A 15439-nucleotide genomic window follows, 5' to 3' on the forward strand; every position below is an offset into this window, starting at 1 on the left:
TCTGTTAGTAGGTCCCCAAAAGTACTGCCAATGCAGCAAATAACCAATGGTTTAGGTGGACAAGGCGGAATAGATTAAGCTGCTGGTTTTTGTTTTAGGACCGTTTCCCAGAAAACGAACAAAAAACTATAGGCAAGGCTGAGGGTTTTTACCAAGGCTCTGTTATTATATTTGAATCTGTTTTTACAAAAAAAGCATTTAAACCCACCTTTCTTTTCTATAGAAAACATAGAGTTTAGAGCATAAAAAAAGGGAAGCTACTGCTTCCCTTTTTTTATGGAGTTGAGTTTGGTTATTGCTTCACAACTCGTGTGGTAGTGGTTTCGCCGTTTAATTCAGTTGATAAGATGAACATTCCTTTGCTTAAGGTAGTGATGCTCAAAGGAAGCTCAATGTAAGAAACTCCGCTTTCAACTGAGAACACTTGTTCAAAGGCTTTCTTGCCAGTTACATAATAGAGTACTACTGTCATGTTGCCTGCGTTTTCAGCCTCTACTCTAATGTTCAGGTTCTGATTCTCTCCAAATGGATTTGGATATGCCTTCACTAGAATAGGAGTGTTAGTTGAGGCAATGTTCTTCACTGCAATGGTTTTGGTGTACTCAGAAGTACCATTCAAATCAACTTGCTTCAAGCGGTAGTAGGTCACAACACCTTTTGCAGCAGTAGCATCTAAAGCTTCATAAGAAGTTACTGAACTGCTGTTAGTCACCTTGCTGTTCACACGCTGAATTGTTCTGAACTCTTCTTTAGCAGGGTTCTGGCTAGCTTGAACTTCAAAGTAAGCGTTGTCCTGCTCAGAAGCTGTCTTCCAGGTTAACGTGATTCCTTTCGCATTGCTCTTTCCGGTGAATTCTACTAATTCAACTGGAAGGGTAGTTGACTCAAGTACGGTGAAAGCTGCACTATCAGATCCTGCTGCTGTTGTTTTTACTACTATAAATCCATCACCAATTGTAGCTCCTGTTGGAACCGTTAAGACTATAGTGTTGATATCAGTATTTGTATATGTAGCCACCGCGCCATTAACTGTGACACTAGAGATGTTCTCTAAGTTTTGTCCTTTTACTGTGATTTCATCACCTCTTTTACCAGTGTTTGGAGAAAGAGAGGTAATGTTTGGTGACACATAGAACATTGCTTGAGTAGATCCTTCAAGATTGGTCAATACAACTGGGCCTGAAGTAGCACCCGCTGGTACTGTTGTTTCTACAGTGTATTGATCTATGTTCTTAACAGTGGCTGTGATTCCATTGAAGGTAATCGTACTCGTTCCGTTTAAGTTGCTTCCTTTAATCCGCACGGTTGCTCCAACAGGAGCGTAGGGAGGTGAGAATTCAGTGATTTTAGGAGTTACTACAAATGTAGTTTCCGTTACTGCTTGTCCAAGGTTGTTCATCACCGTGATGGTGCTGGTCACAGCCCCGTAAGGCACTGCTGCCCGCACCCGCGTAGGGCTTTCTACAATCAATAAGTCAGAGAATACAAATGCGCCGGCCGAGTCCTTGAAAGCCACGCCCATGTCATTAGAAAAGCCAGATCCGTTGATAATGACTTCCGTTCCTACTGGGCCTTTCGCGGGACTAAAGGATGTAATGGTAAGCACCACAAATTGCGTGGTGCTCTCTGCTTGTCCAAGGTTATTCATCACCGTGATGGTGCTGGTCACGGCCCCGTAAGGCACTGCTACCCGCACCCGCGTAGGGCTTTCTACAATCAATAGGTCAGAGAATACAAATTCGCCATTCACGTTTTTGAAGGCCACACCCATGTCATTAGAGAAGCCAGACCCGTTGACAATGACTTCCGTTCCTATTATACCTTCCCCAGGGGTGAAGGAGGTGATTGAGATTGTTTCTGCTACTGTACCCGTAAGTTGAATAGTATAAGAACCTTCGTCACCATCGTTGTTAGGGATGGTTAATGTCGCCGTTTTTACAGTTGATGCAGGATCTGTAGGTTTAAAAACAACGGAAAAGGTAGTTGAATCTCCTGCTGCTATACTACTTGTGCCTGGAGGAGTTTTTATAGCAAACTCACCTTGGTTGGTTCCAGAAATAACCAAAGAGCTTGTTATATTGAGTACTCCTTTTCCAGTATTTTTAATGGTGAAAACAGCTGGAGTGCTTTCAGTATTTAGAGTTTGGCTACCAAAGTCAAAAGGCGTTGGAGAACCTGATGCATAAAGCAATCTGTTTTGGAAAACATCTATTTCTGGAGCACCATTTATTGACACGTTATCAAAAATAACATTGACATTTGTGTTATCTCCTTTTGATGCATATCTAAACCTTACGTATCTCGTGTCTTGATGTGTAGTAAAAGTGCGTTGCGTTGTATTGGCGTTAGTGGCGGTTAGATCCGCGCTAGTAAGTGAAAGTTTAGGAAGGGTATGAAAGGTTGTGCCATCTGTAGATTGTTCTATCACAAATAGTCCCCCTGTCCAAGCTGTGGTCGCATTTTGGTGCTTAGCGTAGAAGGTTATGACGCCTGGTGATTCTGAGAATCTTATTGAGATATTGTCCCCGTCATCAGAGCTCGCTCCAGTTCCTCCTGTATCAAACTTTGCGGATTTATTTGGTGAGATGGCAGGGCCTGCGTCTCCAAATGTTTCAGTTGTACCGTTACCTCTCCATCCGGCAGGAAATGGAGCAGTTGAACTTCCCCAATTGCTGTGGTTAGTAGATGGTACTGTTGCAGAAGTTGTTGCAAACTGCGCTTGCGCTTCTAAAATGGGGGCTACTCCCAGTAGAATCAAAACTAATAATAGCCAGACCCTGCTTTCATTGTTTTTCCCGGAAGCAATTCTTCTGAGTAAATTTTTTTCCATAAACGCTACTTTAAAAATTAATAAACTTATTAGACTGACATTCTTTTACTTACTACTAATTGGGTACAACCCCTTTTGCTTTCTTGTATTTAAATATTACTACTAGGTAAACAAGCTTAAGTACAACGGAGAGCGTAGTAAAGGGCGCTCCTTACGGGTAAAATTAATATAAAGTTTTACATAGGCGAAATTAATTTTATAAATTTCTTGACATATCTCTTCTATAATATTATCCTTTATAAATATTTAAAAGTACTGATATATGCCTTTACTTCAAAATGAAACGGGTTTTATGATAAGTAGCTAGAGGCAAGGTGTATGAATCCTTTAATTATAAATTGTATTTAAGTTATTCAATGGTTTATAAGTTTAATATTATAACTAAAAAATTATATATTATTTAACCTTGATATAATACGGTTGGTCTAGATTAGATAAGAAGAAAAGTGAAAGTTTGTCCAGATTTAGGCTGCAAAGATTTCCAAATTCTTTGTTTAAAAAATAAACGCAGCCTCCATCTATATTTATAGAAAGTCTTTTTTTTTGGACTGCTCTTTCAATAACAGGTTGGGGAAGAGGTAAATGGCCGTGCACCAATCTTCGTTCGCCTAATTTGGCAAGGGAAGGTTGCATGTGTTTGGTGTTTAGCAGGAGGTGATTGCTGGAGAGGAGGGGGTTGGAGTGACTGAAGTCTAAACCGGCGTGCACCAGAATGAAGTCATCCAGCAGAACTAAGAGAGGGAGTGATCTGATAAAGGCAATGTAGTTAGAGGGAATGTCTTTGAAATGAGAGACACCAAAGTTCTGAAGCGTCTTCTGCTTGTCTTCTTCAGAAAGCCAAACGGTATGCTCTCCTTTGTCTATGGCGTCTAATAGTAGTTGGTCATGGTTGCCTCGGAGGCAGGTGAGTTGGAAGCCCTGGCGTTGCAGGGAAAAGATGTAGTCCAGTACGCCCTTGCTATCCGGGCCCTTGTTGATGTAATCTCCTAGCAGATATAAATGGTCGGTTGGCTCAAGCTGTATTACTTCTTCCACCATCTTTTTAAAAGTGGCTAGGCAGCCATGAATGTCGGAGATTGCGTAACGAGCCATAGCAGTGTTGTTGAGCGTGTTAGTTTAAGTGGGTTCCATTTAATGAGCCGGAGCCAAGAACGCCTAAAAGCATGAAGGCTTAGCGTTTTAAGGTAAATTTTTGTAAAACAGCAGATAAGCGGCATAAAAAAGCACCTTCTGCTAGGAAGGTGCTTTTTCTCTTCTACTGAAGAACCAAATTAAGAGCCGCCGTAGCTAGGCTTATTGATATCTGGTTTATGCAGGTTGCGGTTTGGATGGGTGATGGCCTCTGGGGCCGGATCGCCGTTTTCATCCAGGAATTTTTCCGCTATTTCCTCACTACGCTGAATGTCCTCTGGGCTTCCGGCAGTTTTCATACCAGCTTTGCTGATACCTTCATCCGTAGGCTGGCCCTTTTGTGATTTAGAGTCGTGGCTGGTGTTTTTGCTTTTATATGGCATAATCCCTCCTTTTCTAGTTTAAAATAGATATTCAAAAAATTGGCCTGAAACGGCTATCAGGTGCCGCGGCCTTCCTCTTCTGTGCGCATGTTGTCTTTAGGTGGCTCAGTGCTGTCAGCCTCCTCATTTACACTTACGCCAGTTGGTCCGTCAGAGGAGTCTGAGCCGTAGCCTTCCTTGCCATCCCGGTTTCCGAAACCACCACGCTGGGCTTCATTCTTGGGCGGATCAGCACCTGGTATGATGTGTCCGGCCATCATGTCTTCCATGTTAGTGGCAGTATCGTCAATCACCCGTATCGGACGATCATGCCCGTTAGGATGGTCTTTATTGTCAGTTGCCATAGGCGTTTGTGGTTAGTTGGTGTGTCTCCCTTTTTACTGTTTTCCACGTGGAAAGGTTGAGCATTATCCGCCTATCTGTTCGCCGCCATTCACGTGAATGGTTTGCCCGGTTATATAAGAACCGTCCTCTGATGCCAGGAAAACATAAGCTGGCGCCACCTCTGCAGGCTGACCTAAGCGGCCCATTGGCTGGTCTTTCCCGAAATCGCCTACTTTTTCCAAAGTAGCCGGAATAAGCGGCGTCCAGATTGGTCCCGGAGCCACAGCATTCACCCTGATGCCTCCTTCTGCCAGGTTCTGCGACAGGGACCGGGTAAAGGAAGTAATAGCGCCTTTAGTAGAAGCGTAGTCCATCAGATGGCTGGAGCCGCGGTAAGACGTAATGGAGGTGGTGTTGATAATACAGTCCCCTTCTTTCAGGTGGTTCAGCGCTGCTTGGGCCACGTAGATGTACGCGAAGATGTTTGTCTTGAAAGTTTTCTCCAGTTGCTCAGAAGTAATCTCGCGCAGATCGTTTTTCTCGTGCTGCTCGGCGGCATTGTTCACCAGAATGTTGAGACCGCCTAGTTCCTGTACTGCCCGTTCCACAGATTGCTTGCAGAAGTTTTCGTCACGTAAGTCGCCGGGAATGAGCACGCACTTCTGCCCTTCCGCTTCTACTAATTTGCGGGTGTCTTGCGCATCCTGCTCCTCGTCCAGGTACACAATGGCTACATCTGCCCCTTCCCGGGCGAAATGCACCGCCACCGACCTGCCAATGCCGCTGTCTCCGCCGGTGATTAACGCTTTCTTGCCTTTCAGTTTTTCACTGCCTTTGTAGTTTTTCCTGATCACGATGGGCTCCTGAATCATCTCGTGTTCAAGGCCGGGTTGGTGCTCTTGGTGCTGATCTGGAACTTCCTGCGGATATTCTGTTGCCATTTCTTTAGTAGTTTTTGTCTTTAGTAATTTGATTTATTTCACTGAATCCAGCCTTGGCTTAAGAAACAGATTATGAAATACGAGGAAGTGTTTAGAGAAAGCTACGTTTTAGCATCGTTTTACAAAAAACAGAGTACAAACACGGAGGCGCAGAAAAATACGAAGCCCTGCCATTCAGCTAATTCACTTACCTAGACAAACTTTATGTGGACCGAACAAGACAACCAGCTTAGCCAGAACTTCCAATTCAAAGATTTCAAAGAGGCTTTCGCCTTCATGACCGAGGTCGCCATAGTAGCCGAGGAGCTGAACCACCACCCGTGGTGGAGCAACAGTTACAACAAAGTAGAGATGCGGCTCACCACCCATGATGCTGGCAACACCGTCACAGACAAAGACCATGTGTTGGCGCAGCGCATTAGTGTCTTAGCCGAGCGGTACGGGGTCTGACGTTTATTTTGAGGTCCTTTTCTGAAAAGAGCCCCCAAACACCTGCTAACTTAGAAGGCAAGTCTCAGAACTCAATTTTCCGTATCTTTGACCTATGGCCGAGCCTATAGAAGAAACCAGTTTGTATTTAGTGCCCACACCTATCGGGAACCTGGAGGACATCACCCTCCGGGCAATTCGTATCCTGAAAGAGGTAGACGTGGTGCTTGCCGAAGATACCCGCACCAGCGGAAAGCTCCTGAACCATTTGGGCATTGACAAACGCATGCACAGCCACCACCTGCACAATGAGCACAAAGCCGTGGCGCATTTAGTGGAGCGCCTGAAGAAAGGCGAGAAAATGGCCATGGTCTCAGATGCCGGAACCCCCGGAATCTCTGATCCTGGCTTTTTGTTAGTGCGAGCATGCGTGCAGGAAGGCATCAAGATTGAGTGCCTCCCTGGCCCTACCGCGTTTGTGCCGGCACTGGTAAAATCTGGCTTCAGTACCGATCGTTTCACGTTTGAAGGATTCCTGCCCATTAAGAAAGGACGCCAGACGCGATTGCAGAGCCTGGCGCAGGAAGAACGCACCATGATTTTCTATGAGTCGCCGCATCGGGTGCTCAAGACGCTGGAGCAGTTCAAAGAAGTGTTCGGGGCAGAGCGCATGGTCTCGGTGAGCCGTGAAATAAGTAAGATGTTTGAGGAAACTCTAAACGGCACCTTGGAAGAGATGGTGCAGACGTTTACTACCAAAGCAATCAAAGGAGAATTTGTCATTGTTGTTCAAGGAAACAAATAATCGTTTTTACCTCCCTTTGTTGGCGTTTCTGAGCGCCTTCTTATTGTGGTTGGGTTGGCCGGTGAAACCACTGGCTATTTTCTTGTTTATAGGCTGGGTGCCGTTCCTATTCATGGAGCGGGCCATCTCGGCTAAAAATGAGCCTAAGCGCGGACGCACGTTCTTCAAGAACGCGTACTTGATGCTACTGCTCTGGAACATCTTCACCACGTATTGGGTGAGTTACTCCACGCTGGGCGGCGGTATAGCAGCCGTGGTGTTCAATGCGCTGTTCATGTCAGTGCCCATGATGGCGTTCTTCTGGACCAAACGAGCCGCGGGTAACACCATTGGGTACTTAAGTTTGCCCGTGTACTGGATCGCGTTTGAGCAGTTTCACCTCAACTGGGACTTAAGCTGGCCCTGGCTTACGCTGGGCAACGGCTTTGCGTCTTTGCCAAGCTGGGTGCAGTGGTATGAATATACCGGCTTCTTGGGCGGCTCGCTTTGGGTGTGGGTTGTGAACCTGCTGGTGTTTTTCGCTATTACTTCTCCGAAGAAAAAAGCGAGTAAATGGGTTGCGCCAGCGTTGGTGCTCCTGCTACCCATAGCGCTGTCGTTTTATATTGGCAGTCAATACCAGGAACAAGGCGATGCCGCCGAGATTGTAGTGGTGCAGCCCAACGTAGATCCGTACAAAGAGAAGTTTGAGGGTGGTGAAGGCTACATTCCGTTTGAGCAACAGTTTGAACGGTTAATCAAGTTGTCAGAAGAGCAGATTACGCCTAACACCAGGTTTGTGCTCTGGCCCGAAACGTCTATCAGCAACGGCATTAACTGGGAAGAAGGCTTTGAGCGGACGCCCATCAGTTACACCTTACGCGATTTCCTGAACCGGCATCCGGGTTTGGAGTTGGTATCTGGGATTACCTCTGCCCGGTTGTATCCAGATTCTACCAAGAAAAGCGCCACCGCTCGTTTCCACGAGCAGATTGGCTATTATGACGTGTACAACGCTGGTCTGCACTTCAAACCAACTGGTCAGCACGAGTTCTACCACAAATCAAAACTGGTGCCGGGCGTAGAGAAGACACCTTATCCGGGGATGTTCAAAGCCTTGAAGATGTTCGCCATTGATTTGGGCGGCATTGCCGGGAACATGGGCACGCAGGAAACCCGAGCCGTTTTCAAGCACAGCCAGAACCCAGATCTGGTGGGAGCGCCGGTGGTGTGTTACGAATCCATCTATGGCGAGTACGTGAGCGAATACATCCGGAACGGAGCCAGCGCCATTTTCATCATCACCAATGATGCCTGGTGGAGCGATTCGCCGGGATACAAGCAGCACCTGGCATATGCCTCTTTGCGGGCCATTGAAACCAGACGGTCGGTGGCGCGTTCAGCCAATACAGGTATCTCGGGGTTCATCAACCAGAAAGGTGAGTTGTTGCAGAAATCAGGTTGGTGGGTGCCTGCCGCCTTGCGCGGAGAAATCAGGTTTAACCAAGAGCAGACATTCTACACTCGCCACGGCGAGTTCATTGGGCACGGGACACAGTGGTTAGCCATTGGGTTGGTGGCAGTGGCTATTGTGCTCGGGCTTATCCGACGTACCGCCAAAAGATAATCCTACACAAGTTCCGCGCAGGCGGGCTTTACGCTAAAACTATGACAGACATATCATCGCTTCGGGACCAGGTAGTAGTCCTTACCAAAGAAGTAGGCAAGTTCATCTTTCAGGAAGCCTCTAACTTTGACGTGTCCAAACTGGAGCACAAAGGGCTGAACAACCTGGTTTCCTACGTAGACAAAGAAGCCGAACTGCGTTTAGTGGCCGGTTTAGAGAAATTGATCCCAGAGGCAGGTTTCATAACTGAAGAAGAAACCAAAACAGAGCAAGCCGAGGAGTTCAACTGGATCATTGACCCACTAGACGGCACTACCAACTTTATCCATGGCTTGCCGGTGTACTCGGTAAGCATTGCCCTTATGCAGCGGGATGAACTTATGATAGGCGTAGTCTATGATATTACTCGCGATGAGTGCTACCACGCGGTGAAAGGCGGCGGTGCCTTCTGCAATGACCGTAAGATATCAGTTTCTGATGCTCCTACCCTGGGTGATTCGCTTATTGCCACTGGGTTCCCTTACTACAGCTTTGACGCTATGCAGAAATACCTGCAGGTGATGGGTGCCTTTATGCAGGGTTGCCATGGTGTACGCCGCCTAGGGTCTGCCGCCCTGGACTTGGCCTACGTAGCGGCCGGAAAGTTTGAAGGATATTTTGAGTTCAACATCAATTCGTATGACGTGGCCGGGGGTGCCCTGCTGGTGCAGGAGGCCGGTGGTCAGGTAACAGACTTCAGGGGAGGCAAAGATTACGTATTCGGACGGCAGATCTGCGTGAGCAACAACCCTACCGTGCAACAAGAGATGCTAAAACTGATTGAGCCTTTCTGGAAAGAATAGAAGCAGAAGCTCTGCTTTAGCCCTGTTTTCCTGAAAGCGGACCTAAAACGGCTTTTCTAGTATCATAGATTATACCTATCTAAATCAAGCAGCCGGTTAAACTATTTCTACCTTTGCCAGCGTTAAGAATCTGTTATGGTACAGGAAATCATTGTTTTTTTAGTCTTCGCTTTAGCGGCAGTTTACCTGCTTCGGATGGGGTACAAAAGCTTCTTTTCCAAAAACGCTGGTTGTGACAAGGGCTGCGGCGGAGCCTGCTCTACCATTGATCTGGCTAAGATTGAACGCGAAATGAAGGCAAAGCAAGCCTATAAATAGTATCTTCTTATTTAATTGAAAGCGAAGGGCCGTTTCCAAAAGGAACGGCCCTTCGCTTTTAAGACTTCCCTGTTTTAGTTTGTTTTTCCTAAAACAGCCAGGAAACGGTTTTATAAAGGGAAGTCTGCTGCCCAGTAGAATCTAATCTGTCAAAAGGAATATTATTTTCTCTGAATACAACTGGCAACTAAGGCGGTTTTTTACGTATAGTCCAGATACCAGCATTTGATATTATTACATCTAACATATTTGGTTATGCAAGACAAGGAAGAATTAACCAGCCAGGTACAGGTTGAAGCAAAGCTCAGAAAAGAAGGCTATACAGAAGATTTCAGAGTAGGTGAAGATACTCGGCTTAGGACCTTGAGTGGTGACAAAACCTATGGAATAGAGGAAGTGAAAATAGTGGACTTCTACCGGTTTGAAGGAGAAACAAACCCAGATGATATGGCCATTCTTTATGCCATTGAATGCAATGACGGCACCAAAGGCACTATCTCAAACTCTTATGGTCCTTACGCTGACCAGAACATTGACGCTTTCCTGAGGCAAGTAGAAGACTTAGGCAAAAAGATAGATGACTAAGTGACGTAGATTATACTGCTTTCCTATTCCAAAAGAGGCCGAAGATTATTCTTCGGCCTCTTTTGTTTTGTCCTCTCCATTGGTATTCTCTCTAGCCCCCACTTTCAGTTCCAGCGGTTGGTCAAGTTTCGGAACAGCCTCTTTTAGAGCTATAGACAAATCTTTGCCGCCCTTCACCCCAAAGTTGAGCGTAGTGATGGGGAACGGAATTTCAATGTTGTTCGCGTCAAAGGCTTTTTTGATCTTGATAATGGCGTCACTCTTGGCGTACACAAAGTCTGTCTGGCGCTTGTAACTGATCCAGTAGCGCACCAAAAAGTTGATGCTGCTGTCTCCAAACTCTTCGTATACCACTTCCACCTCTTTGCCTGAAATCATGTTCCGGATATCCACCATGGCCTCTTTCACCACCTGCTGCACCCGCTCCAGGTCCTCGGCATAGGAAACGCCTACCTTCAGATCAATCCTCCTGATGCCGTAATGCGAGAAGTTGGTCAAGGCAGATTCAAAGACTTTACGGTTAGGCACCTTTACCAACTCGCCCGTTTGACGTCTGATATCTACCGTCCGTAGGTTAATCCGCTCAATTGTCCCGAAATGATCATTGGTGTCTATTACATCGCCTACCACAAAGGGCTTTCTGAAGGCGATGATCACCCCGGAGATGAAGTTGGCGGCAATGTCTTGGAAGGCAAAACCCAGGGCCAAACCGATGATACCAGCACCCGCCAACAACGTGGTGACCGTTTTATCCAGCTTTAGGATACTTAAGGTAAAGAAAATGCCCAGGGTAAGGGTGCCTACATAAACGGTGGTGCCCACCAGGTTATTGAGGGCGCTGCTATGGGTGAACCGAATGAGCAATTTATCGGACGTGCGGCGAAAAAGCCGGGCAGCCACAAAGGTGAGCACCAGCACCAGCATGGCCAGGAACAGGTTAGGCAGCATGAGCACAATCTGCTTCATCCAGATCTCAAGCTTGCGCCATAAGAGTTGAAACGCTTCGTTTATATCAGTCACGGGATTGGGGATAAATTAACACAGGACCGCACCTGGGCCTGATTGGCCTAGGCGCTAAATTCCTACTACGGAAGATTGGCTAATCTAGCTACAGAAAGTAACGGAATCTCCTTATCCCCACACCTTGGTGCCTTCTGAGCAGTTTCGGCACATTTCTATCTGGCTGCGGCCTTTGAGCAAAGAACCTCTGAACTTCTTATAGGAGTCACTCTTCCAAAGGGCTTTAAAACTTTGCTGTTGCAGATTGCCTAATCTATAATGGGCGTCTTTGTCAAAACAGCACGGAACCACCAGGCCATCCCAGGTGATGACGCAGGAGTACCACATCTTCCAGCAGCCGTCAATGAGTTTGTTTTTAAGCGAGTACGTGCCGTTGGGCTGCGCCTGGTACCGTGAGTAATAGTCTATGGTAGGGATAAGCGGTGAGCCTTGGGCATAGTCATAGATTTGGGCCGTTTTAAACCAGACATCGTCTACGCCTAGCTCTTTGGCTAATTGCCTTGCTTCGTCTATCTGGTGCTCATTAGGACGAACCACCAAAAACTGGAAGATCAGGTACGGAGTCTTGGACTTCAGTTCTTTCTTGTACTTGACCAGCCGCTTGGTGCCTTCCAAGACCTTGTCCAGCTTTCCGCCCACGCGGTATTGTTTGTAGACGTCCTGTGTGGTGCCATCCAAAGAAATGATGAGGCGGTCCAGGCCAGACTCTACGGTGCGGCGGGCGTTGTCTTCGGTTAAGAAGTGGGCGTTGGTAGAAGTAGCGGTGTACAGGCCTTTGCCGGAGGCATACTTCACCAAGTCCAGAAACGAAGGATGCAGGTATGGTTCTCCCTGAAAGTAGAACAGCAGGTAGAGTAACCGGTTATGCAGCTGGTCAATGGTCTGTTTGAAGAGGTTGTCTGACAGCATGCCCGTGGGGCGGGTAAACGACCGCAGGCCACTGGGGCACTCGGGGCAGCGCAGGTTGCAGGAAGTGGTAGGCTCAAAGGAAATGCTGACCGGGCTTCCCCAATGCCGGGGTTTCTTGGTCAGGCGGGCCAAGGCATAGCTGCTTACTACCTGCAGCGCGTTCCAGGCGCGGCGAGGGGTAAGCTTAGATGCTAAATTCAATCCATCCTGAAAGGTGCCTCGGGTCAAGGGGTAGTATCTTATAAAACAGGTGCTACCCTTTTTAGATAGCACCTGTTCCTATTTTAAACCTGTTTAGGCAAAAGTACGCAAAAAAGACTACTTCTGAGCTGTCTTGCGGTAGTGGTCAACCGCAGAGGCTATGTCTCGGGCTCCTTCGGCGTGGCCAGGGCGGCGGGCATTTATATTGATGAGGCTGCCGTCAGGGGCAATGATGAAATACGCCGGGAACGATTTAACGTCGTAATCTTTCAGAATATCGGCAGAAAGGTCTGGGGCATACAGCTGAATACCCGGTAGCTTTTTCTGGGCCACCGTCTTTTTCCAATCAGCAAGGTTCTCGCCTACAGACACCTGCAGCAGGACAATGTCTTTGGAGGCTAACTGTTCCGCGAAGTATTTATAGGCTTGCTGATCTACGGTGCAAATGCCGCAATGAGTCCGCCAGAAGCCTAGGTACACAATTTTGTCTTTATAGTTGCTCAGAGATACGCTGTCACCAGTAGAAGATAAGAGCGTAAATGCTGGGGCCTGACTTCCCAGCCCAACTTTTCTGAAGTTCTTATACTGGTCATTGATGTAGGAAATGAAATTAGGTGATTTGGCCTCGCTTTTGAAATCAGAGTACATGGCATCTGCATCGGGCACGTAGCCAAACCGAAACGTCTGGGACAGGATACGCGAAAGCATCATTTCACGCGTGGTGCCTTGTAATTCTTTCTTTGCCAGTTTGTAGAGCGTAGGGTAATAATCGCGCTCCATGTTGTTTGGCTGCTCCTGAAGGGCCCTAAACTGGAAGTAGTTGTTCAGAAAGTCAAGGTAAGCCTGGTTTCTGATAGCTCCGGGCGCATTAAGGTTCACTTGTTTCAGGAAGTCATAATAATCAGGAGAAAGCTGGGGCGGCAAATCTCCTACCCGTTTCCGGACATCTACATAGGTAAGGCGGTCGTTGGCGTATCCAAATTCAATCTGAGCCTTTGCATATTGTTTGAAAGCGTCAGACACTTGCGCCGTTTTTAAGAACTTCTCCAGAAATTTGATCTGGTCTTCACGTCTTTCTTCCAGGAAAAGTAGAAACTCTTTTTCACGTTTGTGGATGTTGTCTGGCAACACCTGGTAATCTTCCTCCTCCTCAAACTTGCGTTCAAACTGCAGAAGGTAATTGTTTTCATCAAAGCCTTTCCCCTTCAGTTTCACTGATGAAATGAAATCATCGGCGTCTGCCCTAACCTCCAGATTATCGCCGGGTTGCAAAAACAGCATGATAGACTCCGGGCCGTGTACCAACTCGCCTAACATGGGCTCCGTTACCGGGGCTTTCAAGGTGAATTCTCCGTTCTTGGACAAAGCCACGGTATGCGACACCCCGGAGTAGGAGCCAGGTACCGTGTACAGTTCCAGCAGGACGCTGTCACTTACAGGGCTGTTTATTTTGCCGGAAATAGTGGCCGTTTCCTGTGCCCAGGAAGTTGAAAAAGTACTAATGCACAACGTGAGTAGTACTATAAAGGAAGTTAGTGATTTTCTGCAAATGAAAGTCATCTTGGTAACAGTAGAAAAAGATAAAATCTAGGGTTCAGGAGTGCCTTTTTCCAAAGGGTAGCCTAAAAATAGTTCAAGGAAAATGATTATCCAAATAAACCGCTGAAGACTTCTTCTAATCTACTTGCCGCATGTATTCTTATGTTAAATCGGCTTAAATCAACTCCTTTTTTGTTATACTTAGAAATGAAAATATCCTGAAAACCCAATTTCTCTGCTTCTGAAATTCGTTGCTCAATTCTGTGCACAGCCCGCACCTCGCCTCCTAAGCCCACCTCGGCGGCAAAGCAGGTGGTATGCGGAATGGCCACATCTTCAAAGGAAGAAAGTAAGGCTGCGCAAATGGCTAAGTCCAGTGCAGGGTCTTCCACTTTCAGGCCGCCGGCAATGTTCAGGAACACGTCTTGCATTCCTAACTTAAAGCCGCCGCGCTTTTCCAGCACCGCCAGCAGCATGTTCAGGCGCTTGGCATCGAAACCGGTGGTGCTGCGTTGCGGCGTGCCGTAGGTGGCGGGTGTCACCAAACTCTGCACCTCAATCAGGAGTGGACGGTTGCCTTCCATGGTGCCGCCAATGGTAATGCCACTGAACGATTCTTCACGCTGCGAGATCAGGATTTCGGAAGGGTTGCTCACCTCGCGCAGACCAGTGCCCAGCATTTCGTAAATGCCCAGCTCAGACGTAGACCCAAAACGGTTTTTGGTAGTGCGCAGGATGCGGTACGTCATGTGGCGGTCGCCTTCAAACTGTAGCACGGTGTCTACCATGTGCTCCAGAATCTTGGGTCCGGCCAGATTGCCTTCTTTGGTGATGTGCCCGATGAGGAACACCGGCGTGCCACTCTCCTTCGCAAATTTGAGCAGTTCAGCGGTACACTCCCGCACCTGGGCCACACTGCCCGCCCCGCTCTCTATAAAGGAGGAGTGCAGCGTCTGGATGGAGTCAATGATTAGGACATCGGGCTGCAGTTGCTCTATTTGCTTAAAGATATTCTGGGTGCCGGTTTCTGTTAAGATAAAGCAGTTAGGGTGCTTGGTGCCCAGTCGTTCGGCCCGCATCTTGATCTGCTGTTCGCTTTCTTCGCCAGAGATGTACAACACCCGCTGGTTGCCCAAGCTCAAGGCAATCTGCAGCATGAGCGTAGACTTGCCAATACCCGGTTCGCCCCCAATCAAAACCATGGAGCCGGGTACAATGCCGCCGCCCAGCACGCGGTTCAGTTCGGCGTCCTGAGTGGTTATGCGGGCCTGCTCAGAGTAAGTGATGTCATTGATGGCTTTGGGTTTGCTGGCCACCTGTTGGCTGCTGGTGCCCACTTTCCAGGCGGTAGTGGGTGTTACGTCCTCACGCGAGACTACTTCCTCTACGTAGGTGTTCCACTCGTTACAAGCCGGGCACCGGCCTATCCATTTAGCCGACTGCGCACCGCAGCTCTGGCAGAAATATGAAGTTCTGATTTTAGCCATAAGAATGATTTTCCGCGCCGCGAAAAAAACGAAGGTAAGGTTTTGCGGCAGATAAAGCGGGTACAGAGGTAACAACTTCTACCTTAAGA

General features: G+C 47.5%; 15 protein-coding genes. 6 read left to right on the top strand and 9 right to left on the bottom strand.

Going from position 1 to position 15439, the window contains the following annotated elements; all coding sequences use genetic code 11:
• Positions 1-292 precede the first annotated feature (292 nt).
• From DC20_RS08740 to DC20_RS08765, 5 genes are all read right to left on the bottom strand, one after another.
• Positions 293-2830: an IPT/TIG domain-containing protein gene (locus tag DC20_RS08740; protein ID WP_083470281.1), complete on the bottom strand. Its 2538-nt coding sequence runs from the start codon at positions 2828-2830 to the stop codon at positions 293-295.
• Positions 2831-3226: 396 nt separating this feature from the next.
• Positions 3227-3922 carry a metallophosphoesterase family protein gene (locus DC20_RS08750; RefSeq protein WP_062543484.1) on the bottom strand — a complete coding sequence of 232 codons (696 nt, stop codon included), beginning with the start codon at positions 3920-3922 and terminating at the stop codon, positions 3227-3229.
• A gap of 179 nt (positions 3923-4101) precedes the next feature.
• Positions 4102-4344 (bottom strand): hypothetical protein, encoded by a 243-nt coding sequence (locus DC20_RS08755; RefSeq protein WP_062543485.1) that lies wholly within the window; start codon positions 4342-4344, stop codon positions 4102-4104.
• 56 nt (positions 4345-4400) lie between these two features.
• The gene (locus DC20_RS08760) at positions 4401-4688 is read right to left on the bottom strand and encodes a hypothetical protein (RefSeq protein WP_062543486.1); all 288 of its coding nucleotides are present in this window, start codon (positions 4686-4688) and stop codon (positions 4401-4403) included.
• Between the two features lie 63 nt (positions 4689-4751).
• Positions 4752-5609, bottom strand: a complete 858-nt coding sequence (locus tag DC20_RS08765) for an SDR family oxidoreductase (protein WP_062543487.1) — start codon at positions 5607-5609, stop codon at positions 4752-4754.
• A gap of 204 nt (positions 5610-5813) precedes the next feature.
• On the opposite strand from DC20_RS08765, the gene DC20_RS08770 reads away from it, so the two are divergent.
• From DC20_RS08770 to DC20_RS08795, 6 genes are all read left to right on the top strand, one after another.
• On the top strand, positions 5814-6059 hold the full coding sequence (locus tag DC20_RS08770; RefSeq protein WP_062543488.1) for a 4a-hydroxytetrahydrobiopterin dehydratase: 246 nt from the start codon (positions 5814-5816) through the stop codon (positions 6057-6059).
• Positions 6060-6153: 94 nt separating this feature from the next.
• The gene (gene rsmI / locus DC20_RS08775) at positions 6154-6843 is read left to right on the top strand and encodes a 16S rRNA (cytidine(1402)-2'-O)-methyltransferase (protein WP_062543489.1); all 690 of its coding nucleotides are present in this window, start codon (positions 6154-6156) and stop codon (positions 6841-6843) included.
• Between the two features lie 19 nt (positions 6844-6862).
• Complete coding sequence (lnt, locus tag DC20_RS08780; protein ID WP_245652325.1) at positions 6863-8449, top strand: apolipoprotein N-acyltransferase; 1587 nt, start codon at positions 6863-6865, stop codon at positions 8447-8449.
• Between the two features lie 41 nt (positions 8450-8490).
• Positions 8491-9291 carry an inositol monophosphatase family protein gene (locus tag DC20_RS08785; protein WP_062543491.1) on the top strand — a complete coding sequence of 267 codons (801 nt, stop codon included), beginning with the start codon at positions 8491-8493 and terminating at the stop codon, positions 9289-9291.
• A 135-nt stretch (positions 9292-9426) separates the two neighbouring features.
• On the top strand, positions 9427-9609 hold the full coding sequence (locus tag DC20_RS08790) for a FeoB-associated Cys-rich membrane protein (RefSeq protein ID WP_062543492.1): 183 nt from the start codon (positions 9427-9429) through the stop codon (positions 9607-9609).
• Between the two features lie 255 nt (positions 9610-9864).
• The gene (locus DC20_RS08795) at positions 9865-10194 is read left to right on the top strand and encodes a hypothetical protein (RefSeq protein ID WP_062543493.1); all 330 of its coding nucleotides are present in this window, start codon (positions 9865-9867) and stop codon (positions 10192-10194) included.
• A gap of 45 nt (positions 10195-10239) precedes the next feature.
• Here DC20_RS08795 and DC20_RS08800 read toward each other — a convergent pair whose 3' ends face one another.
• From DC20_RS08800 to radA, 4 genes are all read right to left on the bottom strand, one after another.
• Positions 10240-11214 carry a mechanosensitive ion channel family protein gene (locus DC20_RS08800; RefSeq protein ID WP_083470282.1) on the bottom strand — a complete coding sequence of 325 codons (975 nt, stop codon included), beginning with the start codon at positions 11212-11214 and terminating at the stop codon, positions 10240-10242.
• Between the two features lie 111 nt (positions 11215-11325).
• On the bottom strand, positions 11326-12351 hold the full coding sequence (locus tag DC20_RS08805; protein ID WP_062543494.1) for an SPASM domain-containing protein: 1026 nt from the start codon (positions 12349-12351) through the stop codon (positions 11326-11328).
• Positions 12352-12441: 90 nt separating this feature from the next.
• Entirely contained in the window at positions 12442-13884 is a 1443-nt protein-coding gene (locus tag DC20_RS08810) for a TlpA disulfide reductase family protein (protein ID WP_083470283.1), read from the bottom strand.
• Positions 13885-13970: 86 nt separating this feature from the next.
• On the bottom strand, positions 13971-15350 hold the full coding sequence (gene radA, locus DC20_RS08815) for a DNA repair protein RadA (RefSeq protein ID WP_062545879.1): 1380 nt from the start codon (positions 15348-15350) through the stop codon (positions 13971-13973).
• Positions 15351-15439: the final 89 nt, after the last annotated feature.

This window comes from Rufibacter tibetensis, assembly GCF_001310085.1.
Lineage (GTDB): Bacteria > Bacteroidota > Bacteroidia > Cytophagales > Hymenobacteraceae > Nibribacter > Nibribacter tibetensis.

Bases quoted from the DNA above. Each gene is read 5' to 3' on its own strand.
- DC20_RS08810 (WP_083470283.1), bottom strand. From the start codon at position 13,884: ATGACTTTCATTTGCAGAAAATCACTAACTTCCTTTATAGTACTACTC.
- DC20_RS08795 (WP_062543493.1), top strand. From the start codon at position 9,865: ATGCAAGACAAGGAAGAATTAACCAGCCAGGTACAGGTTGAAGCAAAG.
- DC20_RS08765 (WP_062543487.1), bottom strand. From the start codon at position 5,609: ATGGCAACAGAATATCCGCAGGAAGTTCCAGATCAGCACCAAGAGCAC.
- DC20_RS08740 (WP_083470281.1), bottom strand. From the start codon at position 2,830: ATGGAAAAAAATTTACTCAGAAGAATTGCTTCCGGGAAAAACAATGAA.
- DC20_RS08785 (WP_062543491.1), top strand. From the start codon at position 8,491: ATGACAGACATATCATCGCTTCGGGACCAGGTAGTAGTCCTTACCAAA.
- DC20_RS08770 (WP_062543488.1), top strand. From the start codon at position 5,814: ATGTGGACCGAACAAGACAACCAGCTTAGCCAGAACTTCCAATTCAAA.
- DC20_RS08755 (WP_062543485.1), bottom strand. From the start codon at position 4,344: ATGCCATATAAAAGCAAAAACACCAGCCACGACTCTAAATCACAAAAG.
- DC20_RS08750 (WP_062543484.1), bottom strand. From the start codon at position 3,922: ATGGCTCGTTACGCAATCTCCGACATTCATGGCTGCCTAGCCACTTTT.
- DC20_RS08760 (WP_062543486.1), bottom strand. From the start codon at position 4,688: ATGGCAACTGACAATAAAGACCATCCTAACGGGCATGATCGTCCGATA.
- rsmI (WP_062543489.1), top strand. From the start codon at position 6,154: ATGGCCGAGCCTATAGAAGAAACCAGTTTGTATTTAGTGCCCACACCT.
- radA (WP_062545879.1), bottom strand. From the start codon at position 15,350: ATGGCTAAAATCAGAACTTCATATTTCTGCCAGAGCTGCGGTGCGCAG.
- DC20_RS08790 (WP_062543492.1), top strand. From the start codon at position 9,427: ATGGTACAGGAAATCATTGTTTTTTTAGTCTTCGCTTTAGCGGCAGTT.